The organism is Paenibacillus phytorum (assembly GCF_013141715.1).
GTDB lineage: Bacteria > Bacillota > Bacilli > Paenibacillales > NBRC-103111 > Paenibacillus_E > Paenibacillus_E phytorum.
In genome coordinates, this window is sequence record NZ_WHOA01000198.1 from 49,023 (window position 1) to 59,692 (window position 10,670).

General features: G+C 43.0%; 12 protein-coding genes. All 12 read right to left on the reverse strand.

Annotated elements, in window-relative coordinates:
• Positions 1–204: 204 nt before the first annotated feature.
• Positions 205–1,800: a response regulator transcription factor gene (locus GC098_RS28595; protein WP_171646619.1), complete on the reverse strand. Its 1,596-nt coding sequence runs from the start codon at positions 1,798–1,800 to the stop codon at positions 205–207.
• A 27-nt stretch (positions 1,801–1,827) separates the two neighbouring features.
• Complete coding sequence (locus tag GC098_RS28600) at positions 1,828–3,549, reverse strand: cache domain-containing sensor histidine kinase (protein WP_171646621.1); 1,722 nt, start codon at positions 3,547–3,549, stop codon at positions 1,828–1,830.
• Between the two features lie 99 nt (positions 3,550–3,648).
• The gene (locus GC098_RS28605; RefSeq protein ID WP_171646623.1) at positions 3,649–3,945 is read right to left on the reverse strand and encodes a hypothetical protein; all 297 of its coding nucleotides are present in this window, start codon (positions 3,943–3,945) and stop codon (positions 3,649–3,651) included.
• 3 nt (positions 3,946–3,948) lie between these two features.
• Positions 3,949–5,001, reverse strand: coding sequence for an ABC transporter substrate-binding protein (locus GC098_RS28610; RefSeq protein ID WP_171646625.1), 1,053 nt, complete (start codon positions 4,999–5,001; stop codon positions 3,949–3,951).
• Between the two features lie 110 nt (positions 5,002–5,111).
• Complete coding sequence (locus GC098_RS28615; RefSeq protein ID WP_171646627.1) at positions 5,112–5,942, reverse strand: carbohydrate ABC transporter permease; 831 nt, start codon at positions 5,940–5,942, stop codon at positions 5,112–5,114.
• A 14-nt stretch (positions 5,943–5,956) separates the two neighbouring features.
• A complete protein-coding gene (locus GC098_RS28620; protein ID WP_171646641.1) occupies positions 5,957–6,880 on the reverse strand; it encodes a carbohydrate ABC transporter permease in 924 nt (307 codons plus the stop codon).
• A gap of 328 nt (positions 6,881–7,208) precedes the next feature.
• Positions 7,209–8,258, reverse strand: coding sequence for a glycoside hydrolase family protein (locus GC098_RS28625; protein ID WP_246359024.1), 1,050 nt, complete (start codon positions 8,256–8,258; stop codon positions 7,209–7,211).
• A 6-nt stretch (positions 8,259–8,264) separates the two neighbouring features.
• Positions 8,265–8,471, reverse strand: coding sequence for a GH36 C-terminal domain-containing protein (locus GC098_RS28630; protein WP_171646629.1), 207 nt, complete (start codon positions 8,469–8,471; stop codon positions 8,265–8,267).
• Positions 8,402–8,746: a glycoside hydrolase family 36 N-terminal domain-containing protein gene (locus tag GC098_RS41765; protein ID WP_376773969.1), complete on the reverse strand. Its 345-nt coding sequence runs from the start codon at positions 8,744–8,746 to the stop codon at positions 8,402–8,404. Before GC098_RS41765 ends, GC098_RS28630 begins: the two co-directional genes overlap by 70 nt.
• A gap of 19 nt (positions 8,747–8,765) precedes the next feature.
• On the reverse strand, positions 8,766–8,987 hold the full coding sequence (locus GC098_RS28640) for a hypothetical protein (RefSeq protein ID WP_171646633.1): 222 nt from the start codon (positions 8,985–8,987) through the stop codon (positions 8,766–8,768).
• A gap of 8 nt (positions 8,988–8,995) precedes the next feature.
• On the reverse strand, positions 8,996–9,937 hold the full coding sequence (locus GC098_RS28645; protein WP_171646635.1) for an alpha-L-fucosidase: 942 nt from the start codon (positions 9,935–9,937) through the stop codon (positions 8,996–8,998).
• 264 nt (positions 9,938–10,201) lie between these two features.
• A partial coding sequence (locus GC098_RS28650) for a sulfatase/phosphatase domain-containing protein (protein WP_171646637.1) occupies positions 10,202–10,670 on the reverse strand: 469 nt, incomplete at its 5' end.

Below are 10,670 nucleotides of genomic sequence, written 5' to 3' on the forward strand. Positions count from 1 at the left end.
ACTCTATTAAAATGGCGCTTGATCCCTTGGTTGGTTATCATTAGATAGGAATCCATCTTTGTATCTTGCTTTGTTTAAATCGCTGCGTTCAGCATCCGGAATTGGTAAATCCTTGTACAATCGATTGAATTACCGGAGCCAAAGTATGTCTTGCGGGTTCGTTCGCAACGTTCTATTTCCAATGTCGATCTCATTGGCCACGGATCATAACTTCCCATATTTCCCCTTATAGTCGACCGGGCTTATTCCGTTGTATTTCTTGAATACCTTCGAGAAATACGTGCGGTCTGAATAACCAAGCTTGGCGGCGATCATTTCAATCGTCATCTCTCTGTTCTTTAACAACTGAAGCGCGATTTTCATCTTAGAATGATGTACGTAATCGGTGAAGTTGACTCCGCTCATTTTCTTGAAGTACCTTGAGAAATAACTCGGATTCAGGTATAAATGGTTAGCAATAGAAACCAAAGAAATATTTTCGGACAGATGCTCCATAATATAGCGGTCGATCATTTGCAGCTTGTGTTTGTCAATTCCCGATAATTCATCAGAGGAATTCTCGAACAGGATTGTTTTAATCCGCCCCTTTACACTCTGCAAGGTTTCCTGAAGTCGCACAGTTCTTTCTAAGCCGGAATGAAACAAGGCATGATCCTTGTCGTATCCGGAATCGTACTCTAATAATCGTACCCACTGCGACAATTGAGCGATTAAGGAAGAGGGCGAAGACTGGTCGGCCGCAGTCTGTTTTGCAACGTTATCTATGATATCTGAGATGGCATCTATATCTTTATCGCGATAGGCTTGTAGCAGTGTTTCTTTGAAGCTCTCCCCGCTGGGATCAAAGACATTCATAAAGGAACGGGAATGACTAGAGGGCATCGTATGGAATGATGCCTTTTCGTAATAGAGACTGCTGTTATACAATTTCAGCTCTCCGAGTGTATTGCCGATCTCCTTCAGTCCCTGAAACTCATAGCTGTTTACAAAATAGGTGCAGACCTTTAAGTACGCTTCGGCCTTGCTCTGCAAATCAGCTGCAAAACGGCGAAAAGTTTCATGAGCATTAACAACCAGATTTCGTTGATAATTCATCACGAAATATAACTCTAGTCCCTCATGTGCAAAAACAGTAACTCCCTTCAGGCTTTCGGCTAGCTCCTGGGCAATGTTATATATCGCATAATATATAAGCTGCTCATCCTTCAAGTCGTAACACCGAAGCAGAGAAGAATAATCAATGTGGATGAGTCCCAGCATAAAATGCAGGTCCTTCCAATCGATTCCGAGTTTCCTCCCTGAACTCAAAGTCACTTCCGAGTAATCCTCGGCGACGATCTGCTTCCAGAATGATCGCTTCAGCAAATCGCGGTTTCTATCCACTTCCTCACGATAAGATATATTTTCGCTTCTATCCCGCATGAAACCAATGAGCCTGACTGCTTTTTCGACGCTTTGTTTGAGCGAATCGGCGGTCAATTCGTCTTTGATTAAATAATCATCTGCCTTTAGTTTGACGGCTTCCTTTGCATAATGAAAATCCTCGTGACAGGTCAGAAAAATGATCCTCACATCAGGGTTCATCTGCTTCAGCCGATCCGCAAGCTCGATGCCGTCCATCTTGGGCATACCGATATCGGTAATAACCAGATGCGGCTCCGTTTCTTGAAACATTTGCAAAGCTTTGGCTCCCGATTGGGCGGTCGCCGTAATTTGCAAGCCCATTTCATTCCATGGGATCAGTTTGTGCAAATATTTGAACATCGGGACATCGTCATCAACAAGCATTACTTTAATCATTGTTGCTCTCCTTTCCAATTATCCTCTCTATATTCTCGGAAAATGAAGAATGATCGATACGCCGCCAAACTCATTGGATTGAATGTCCATATTAACTTTGGTGCCGTAGGTCAGCCTAAGCCTGTTATATACATTGGCTAGTCCGATCCGTTGATTCGAAGCCTGCGGTTCCGTCTTGGATTGCAGCACTCTTTTTAGCAACTCTTTCATTTCTGTTTCATTCATTCCCGTTCCGTTGTCTTTTACTTCGATGCGGCAATCTCCATCACTTTGTTCAGCGCTGACCCAAATGGAAGCATGTTCAGGAATCTCTGAAAACCCGTGGACAATTGCATTCTCTACCAGCGGTTGAAGCACGAGACGCGGCACCTCTATATCCTCCAGTTCTTCTACGAGATCGATATGAAGCTGCAGCCGCATATCATTTCGCATCTGCATAATTTCCACATAATCTACAAGGAGCTTGCATTCCTGTTTAAGATAGCATGGTTCGTTTACACGCATATAAGCCCTCAGCAAACTCATTAAAGCATTAATTTGCCTGCTATTGACAGAGTCTCCTTCTGACGCCAAATTGCACTTGATCGAATTCAACGTATTCAGCAGAAAATGAGGCCGAATTTGCGAGAATAGCGCGTCGAGTTCAATAATTCGCTTCTCTTCCTGCTCCTGCTCGACTTCCGCAATGAGTAGATTGATCTGCTCAAGCATACGGTTAAAGGCCAAACCAAGCACAGCCACTTCATCTTTGCCGCTTACAGGAAAGCGAACAAGTCTATTGCCGTCGCCGAATTGTTCCGCTGTTTTTCGAAGCTTGTTCAAAGGAGTATGAAGCGTTCTGGCAATGAAAACCGAGATAATTAAAAAAGAAAGAATACACATAGACAGAATGATCGCATATATGCTGAACATCCTCGAAATCTCAGCCGTAATCTCTTGAGAAGAGAACCTGTAAACGAGCTTCCACCCTACTTTTTGGATATTACTCTGCACTTCCAACTCATGCTTTCGGTCCGGCAAAGCGGCTTCGTTCGGATATTGGTAAATCAGCTCGCCTTCGGTGGTATACAGCTGGAATTGACCAGTCCCCCCTCTAACAAACGTGCGCGCAAAGTATTCATGGGGTATACCGACATACAACGTTCCGAGTATCTCCCCGTTATCGGGATCACTGATCACCTTCACTGCAAAATAATAAGATTCCGTCTCAGAACTGTAACTCTGCTTCAAATGATCAACTTCCATCCACCGAATTGGAATCGGTCCCACATTCTTGTTCAATTCCGTTTTGTTTACTTCGGATAACCAGCGGGTTAAATCCGGATAGTCCAGTGAATTGTTGGTAGCATAAATAACAAAATGGCTTTTGTTTACAAAAAACACTTGAGCATTAAGCCCCGAAGTTTTCGAGAACGACATATCCAGAAACTCGGATATTCGTTTATTGGTAAAGTAGTCTTTGGAATTGTTCAGTTTCTGAACATCCTTAAAGGCAAGCAAATCGCTAAACAAGCTGCTGCCCTTGTTGCTGAATAAATAAGAGGCGTAAATGATGTCCTCCACATTTTTGTTCAAGTCGGATGAAATAACATCAACCACATTCTGGTTCGAAGCGTGCACCTTGTCAATGACCACGCCTTTGATTAGAAAATAAGACAGTATAGAAACGAAAACGAGCGGAAGCAGAATTAGAATAGAAAACGAAAGTTGGGTTTTTCTGTAAAATGAAAATCTCATTAGCCAATTCATGCTAGTCCTCTCCAATTCCCCATTTTCTTTGATTTAATATACCATAGATTCACGGGTATTTGAGAATGCAGAAGGGCAGCCTTACGGCCGCCCTTAAACTTATTTTTTATTTTGTTGAATAATTTTATTAGCCTCGTCAATCATTTGTTTTTGCGCTGCTTCTGGGGTCAATTTATCAAGCAGGAATGTGCTCAGTCCGTTTTCTAATACCGGTTTTAATTGGCTGGAATAAGGTGTGGAATAGTTCGGATCATAGACGGATTTAATTCTCTTGTCGAACATCGTTGCAGAGAGTGAATCAACATCAATCAAATCCGCTTTATCACCGACTAGAGCCTTGATTACTTTATCTTTATCCGCCGATTTCAAGCCTGGTAAATCGCGAATGACATCCATTTGCTACGTAACATATTTGATAAATTCGTAAGATTCTTGCTTATGCTTCGAGCTTTGCCCTATGCTCATAAAACCGCCGCCGAGATTGGATGTTCCGATCTCTACACTTTTTGAGGAGACAGGCATCGGTGCGAATACTGTTTTGAACGTATGCGGGAATTTGTTGGTATCCTTGATCAAATTCACAACAAAGTTAGCAGTTGGAATCATGGCTGCCTTGCCGCCCAGGAACTCGGAATCGTAACGCAGTTTTCCTCCAATAATATCCGAGTAAGGTTTGACAGATTGGTCGTCCTTCTCCATTGCACGACGAAGATTGAAGAAAGTTTTGAACGATTCGTCGCCGAACACAGGTGTTTGGTCCTTCTTCAAATATGGATGAGGCAGCTCGGTATAGGCCGTCATGTTCGCATATTCGCCCCAAGTATGGAAGAAAGCTCCATATTGCTTAGTATCTCCGCTACCTTTGGTCATCTTCTTCGCATAGTCGCGGAAATCATCCCAAGTCCAGCCCCATGTTGGCACAGGCAATTTGGCAGCGTCCAAAGCATCTTTGTTGATTGCGACCAACCATAGTTGACTGCTATTCTCTAACCCATATACCTTATTTTGATATTTCGGCGTCATGTAATACGTATCGTCAACTTTAATCCCGTCTTTATTGAGATATTCATCAAGCGGCTGCAATACACCTCGGGAAGCCCTTTCAGTTACAAAATCGACATTAGAGAAATCAGCCACGTCGATGGCTTCTCCGGATGCAGCCATAAGGTCCAGCTTCTTGTAAAATTCGAGGGAGTTTCCGTTATTCACCAGTTGTACGTTCTCTACATGAATATTCGGATTCTTCTTCTCGAAGTTGGCAATGATTTGATTGATCTGTTCAATAGATGGACCGGTAGCCCAGTTATAGTACTTGATCGTTACTGGATTGGCAGTGGTTGCGGCAGAAGTCGCTGCTGCGCTGCCTGCTTTAGGTGCCTCTGGCTTGCTTCCACAGCCAGCCAACATCGAGACAGTAAGCCCTGACACTAACATCATTTTTAAGACTTTCATGTTTGTTCCCCCTATGAATATAAATGGATTTGTTACTGAGTCCATTGTATACGGTTCATTCATTTTGCTGTGTGCACTATTTTGATCAGGTTGTGCACTTTAATTGTTTATTATCCTTTAACCCCGCCGCCGGCAATTCCGTTGATCACCTGTTTCTGCAAGATAATAAAAATGATCACAAGTGGAATAATCGCTGAAACTGAAGCCATCATCGTAACGGCGTAGCTGGTCGCATACTCATCTTTGAAAGCCCCCATGCCTAGTGGTATTGTAAATAATTTACGATTCATCAAGAAGATAAGCGGATTTTGATAGTCGTTCCAAGTCCACAAAAATTTCAAGATGCCGACCGTGGCTACAATTGGCTTCGCCATAGGCAGAACGATCTGCCAGTAAATCCGCAAATACCCTGCTCCATCTATCTTAGCCGCTTCCAAATATTCATGGTGAATACTAAGCATGAACTGTCTCATTAAGAAGGTCAAGGCTATCGAAAACGCCCCCATCAGAATCAAAGCCGCATGAGTGTCGTATATGCCAAGCCATTTGATCATAATAAATCGAGGCACCAGTGTGGACTCAGATGGAACGAGATAAAACGACAATAGCAAGATGAACATCAGATTTTTGTAAGGAAAATTAAGTTTCGCAAATGAAAAGCCCGCCATTGATGAGAACAGTAGAGTAAGTAACGTCATTATAATTGAAATCTTCAAGGAGTTAAAATAATTCTGACCAAAGGGAATGCTTCCCATCCATACCGTTTTGAAGTTCTCAATGAAATTCCAGTTTTGTGGAATCCATTGAATCGGATAAGTCATAACATCTTTTTCAATTTTGGATGCCGCAGAAAGCATCCATATTAATGGTGATATGAATAGAAGAGATATCAATCCTATACACACAGTTATAATGCTCTTTGTCATTATTTTTGTACTCATCGTGTCTCCATCCTTTAAAATTGTTTTTTCTGAATTCGCCAGGTGACGGAAGTAACAATGGCAATAATCAGAAACAAGACCCATGACAGGGCAGATGCATAGCCCATTCTGAAATTTTTGAAACCTTCTTCGTAAATATAATACACAAGCACATTTGTAGAATTATTCGGACCGCCTTCCGTCAAGAAAGCAATCAGGTCGAATACCTTGAATGAAGCGACTATCGATGTGATGCTGAGAAAGAACGTGGTCGGGCCAAGTAACGGCAAGGTAATTTTCGTTAATCTCTGTATCCATGAAGCCCCGTCAATCTGCGCCGATTCGTATATGTCTTCCGAAATATTCGTCAAACCTGCCATATAGATGACAATGTTATAACCGAGCTGCATCCAGATCGCTACAATAATAATGGCCCAGAGCGCATAATCGGTGCTTCCCAGCCATTTAGGCGGATCAGATACTCCAAGGCTCATAAGCAAATGATTGACCGGACCGTTCGAAGGATGGAACAAAGCCGTGAAAACTGTTGCGACTGCAACTCCCGTAGCAATATAAGGAATGAAAAATACAACTTTGAAATATTCCTTCAGGTATACTGCGGAATTGATTATAACTGCAAGTATAAATCCAAGAGCCATTCCCATTGGAACGGTCACTATGGTAAACAGCGCATTGTTTTTAAGAGAGAGGAATAACTTTTTATCATGCAGCAAAGCTTTATAGTTATCCAATCCGATGAAATGAATGGCCTTGACGCCACCCACCAGGTTCCATTCCGTAAAACTCAAATATAGCGAAAAAAACAGTGGGAAAACACCGAGTAATAGAATCCCCAGAAATTCCGGTGTAACGAACAATAATCCTACTGCTGATTCTCTTCGCTGATTCGTCCAAAAGGATCTTTTACGAAACTTTCGGTGCACCTCTTCCCTGTTCATGTTTACATTCACTGCCACTCACACTCACCCCTTATCCATTTGTGTCACGTTTCTCTCATATCAATTAGCACCTAGGAAACGTGCGATTCTCTATTCGATGGTAACAACCCCATTGCCGCTCTTTGTATGGTATCTTCCGAGTGCATTGGATTGATTTTTATGATAATTGAAATGAAAATAAACTACGAGGTGTGAATTTTACCGGAGTGTGCAAAATATCTACTATTTTTAAAAATTCATAGATAAGTGATCTACAAGCGATCAACTAATCGCCAATTAAGCCCATGCATCGTTGCATGGGCTGCTCCCAGATATCACCTGCAGCAAATTAATTCCGTTTCAAAGGGATAACCATGTTCCAGGTATTCACAGCGTTAGTAAATTCGCCAGGACCATCTGCTGTCGCAAAAAACATATGGGTAGGCTCATTATCTTCAAATAAGATAAATGGTCTTTCAAGGCTTCCCATCACCTGTTCCGCTCCATCATCCCACTTTATCATTCGCGTATATGATTTTTGTCCTTCAAGCGCTTCCCATTTCACGCCGTCTTTAGACCTTGCGATAATCCCTCCGTGGTACTCCCCGCAAATATTGCCTGTCATATCCTTGGCTATCATTTCATAGCCGCCAGGCACTTGATAAATAAAAGGATCCTCCAAATTGAATTTCTCAGAAGGAAAAATAGTCTCTTCCGATAAAGCCTTATAAGGCCCCATATAATGACTAGCACGCGCAACTCCAAAAGACATTTGAAAGCTATGCAAAAAAGTCGGATACGGCCTTGACTTGTAGGTTCTAGTTTTGTAAACAAGCAGCACTGAACCGTCTTCATGAACGCATGGCGCTGGATTGGAAGTAAAAAAGTTGTCAAACTTGCTTGGTCTTGGCTGCAAAATAGGGCTGTCCAGTCTCTCCCATGGGCCCGATAAACTTTTGGAAGTGGCAATCCCAATCCGCTTATTGGAACGTGCTACTATAACTCTTGGATCATTTAAGTCAAGTTGTTCATCTAATGAAAAATCCTTGAATGGGTGGGTTGACCCCATATAGTATAAAATATACGTATCCTGATGTTTAACAATTTGCGGATTATGGGTACTTCTTCCATCCCAGTATTCCGCCCCTCTTGAAGGCAAAACAACTTCTTCAAATTGGTAGGGGCCCTCTGGGGCATCTGAAACAGCACGTACAATCTCTGATGCAAGAAGCCAGCCTGGATGCATAGGCAGGTCTTTGGACCATCTTGAGGCAAACATATGATATCTGTTGTCTTCGCCCTTTATAACAGAGCCGCACCAAACCCAATAGCCTTCCATTCTAAAACCGCCGTTTCTAGGCGCTTGAAGCATCTTTTCATACAGCATCTTATGATTCATCTACTACTAATCCCTTTCATAAATTAACTTTTGAATGCGAATAATTTCACTTTGAAAATCACCTTTAAGATTAACCTTAATTCCTACTTTCATTAATGCCTTTCCACTGAGAGGTTGCTCGGTGCCTTCAACTTGATACAACGTCAATTCATCAAGGCCCTGCAAACGAATCCTTGGAAGTTCATTGGCAAAGTTATTCGAGTGTAAGAACACAAAAACTCTCGTCTGCTCTCAAGGACAAGCTTCGTATCCGGAAGCATGACACGACTCAATTGCGTCTCAGCAGGCCAACGTCCTGCAAGATAAGTAAGTCTATAATCCTTCTCCCTTGGCAGGTATATGGAGCAGGTCAATGCTTGTTCCAATGTCACATTAGCCTCACCTCGGTTTATAATCTCACAATACCTTTCAATGAGATCACAATCCGCGATTATTTTGTAATATAACTTTACTTCTAAGTCATAATGCGTATCTTTTAACAATAGCAAAAGTGTGTTATGTGAGATCTCAAGCTTTCCCCCACCCCATATATTCCTCTTCGCTTAATTCACTTCCAACAGTATAGGGGTATTCTGATATGATATTCGCATTAGGGTAATCAGTCATGCGCGGAAGCTTATCTCCAAAATAAATATGATTGATAGTGCCTAACTCACTTAGTCCTAGCGCATAGGAAATGTTATCTCCTTCAAGCACCCAAATATTTCTTGCGTCATCATGTTTTATCATTAAAATGCCTATTTCCTTTCGTCCAACCGTTTCGATACTCGATGCAGCATCTCAACGGATTTCTCGGCCATCGAACCATCCTCGTAAATGCCGATGTTAATCGTTACAGCTGCACCTCTCAACTTGCAGGCAACGATATATTCGTAAAGTTCATCTTCCGAAACCTTGGGCGGAACAATCTCGCCAGGTGCATCCCAATGCCCCCAAGAGCAATCAAGCCAGAAAAGTACATGCGGCTGCATGCCAGCTGGAAGCTCATAAGGAGGATACGTCCCAAAATCTACCTCGCCAGCCAGGAAATCCTCTATATCAAATACATAGTTCATTGAGTTCGCACCCGGACACATCGAAATGGCAGCTTCGGGATTTCCTGATCTTACTGCCGCAAACCATAAATCCCGCTCAAAGCGGGTGTTATCCCATTCCCGGGTTCTTAGAAAAGATTTTTCAGAGGCGTTATAGCAACCGTCAAACCACCAGCCATCTGCCAAACGCCCAAATTTATCGGAATACTCCTTGACAAACAGCATGTACTTCTTCATAAATTCACTTTTATCAGTGGGATGAAGATCCCAACCAAAAGCTTCTCGCATTTTTTCAACGTTGGCGTCCACTTCAGTAGGCAGATATGCAATAAACTTGTTGCCTGATTCTTTCACTCGGACCGCAAGCTCGAGCGCGAGATCGCGTCTTGAACAGCAGCCTGGAGCTAAACTTTCAAGATACTTATTGTAAGAGCAATAATACCCGGTGTTTTGTCCTAATGTAAAAATTATCCAATTAGCACCTATGTGGTTAAATTGTTCCATGAATGTTTCCATGTCAAATTTATCGATCATTCGATTAAAATCCTGTTCATGCTCGCCAGACCTAGGCTGTGTGTGACTTAAATAATGAACCATCACGCCAAAATGCTTCGCTTCTTTCATCCATCTCGCATTCCCTGACATCCCAATTTCTCCTTTAATTTCATTTAATTACTTTCGTACGGATAACCCTCCGTCAATAACTGAATATCCTGAATATCTAATCTTATTATAAAAAACAGTAGACTTATTGAGTGTATTTAAATTCTACCTAACTGTGCACTTTCTTTACTATCTGCTGCGAAAATTGAAAGCTGGCTGCTTCCACGGCTCATCCTCAACAGGGCGAATGCCGTGAAAAAAGTGTATGGATATGACGAAGGACGGCCGGGAACCGTCCCCTTCTTGCTATTTCTCAAACGGCTTAAAGGCTCCGCCTTCCGTTACGCCCGGAGCCAACGGGCTCAGCTGCCCAAATCCTGTAACGGGTGCAGTTCGGCCATCCTTTTCGGGGATCACGTATTTCCCAAACCACTCCCCGAGCCGATACCGCAGCGCTTCCAGTTCCTCTTGGCACTCGGCATCATCTATGCGATTGGCTTCCTCGTTCGGGTCATTCCGCAGGTCATAAAGCTCGTGCGGCCCGTACGGATAGCGGTGAACGTATTTCCATTCCCGGGTGCGGATCATCCGGACCGGTCCGTATTCGTCATAAATGACGATATCCTCGCGTCCGACGCCCGCTTCTCCCCGCAGCAGTTCATCGAAGCTGCGGCCAGGCAAGCGATCCTTTTCAGGATTGGAGAGCCCCACGTAGTCCAGCAGCGTAGGGAATACGTCATACTGACTAACCAGCTCGCTCCGAACCTGTCCGGCA

What these genes read in the sequence shown, in the direction of transcription:
- GC098_RS28595 (WP_171646619.1), bottom strand. Translation starts at nt 1,800, where the DNA reads ATGATTAAAGTAATGCTTGTTGATGACGATGTCCCGATGTTCAAATAT.
- GC098_RS28600 (WP_171646621.1), bottom strand. Translation starts at nt 3,549, where the DNA reads ATGAATTGGCTAATGAGATTTTCATTTTACAGAAAAACCCAACTTTCG.
- GC098_RS28605 (WP_171646623.1), bottom strand. Translation starts at nt 3,945, where the DNA reads ATGGATGTCATTCGCGATTTACCAGGCTTGAAATCGGCGGATAAAGAT.
- GC098_RS28610 (WP_171646625.1), bottom strand. Translation starts at nt 5,001, where the DNA reads ATGAAAGTCTTAAAAATGATGTTAGTGTCAGGGCTTACTGTCTCGATG.
- GC098_RS28615 (WP_171646627.1), bottom strand. Translation starts at nt 5,942, where the DNA reads ATGAGTACAAAAATAATGACAAAGAGCATTATAACTGTGTGTATAGGA.
- GC098_RS28620 (WP_171646641.1), bottom strand. Translation starts at nt 6,880, where the DNA reads ATGAACAGGGAAGAGGTGCACCGAAAGTTTCGTAAAAGATCCTTTTGG.
- GC098_RS28625 (WP_246359024.1), bottom strand. Translation starts at nt 8,258, where the DNA reads ATGAATCATAAGATGCTGTATGAAAAGATGCTTCAAGCGCCTAGAAAC.
- GC098_RS28640 (WP_171646633.1), bottom strand. Translation starts at nt 8,987, where the DNA reads ATGATAAAACATGATGACGCAAGAAATATTTGGGTGCTTGAAGGAGAT.
- GC098_RS28645 (WP_171646635.1), bottom strand. Translation starts at nt 9,937, where the DNA reads ATGTCAGGGAATGCGAGATGGATGAAAGAAGCGAAGCATTTTGGCGTG.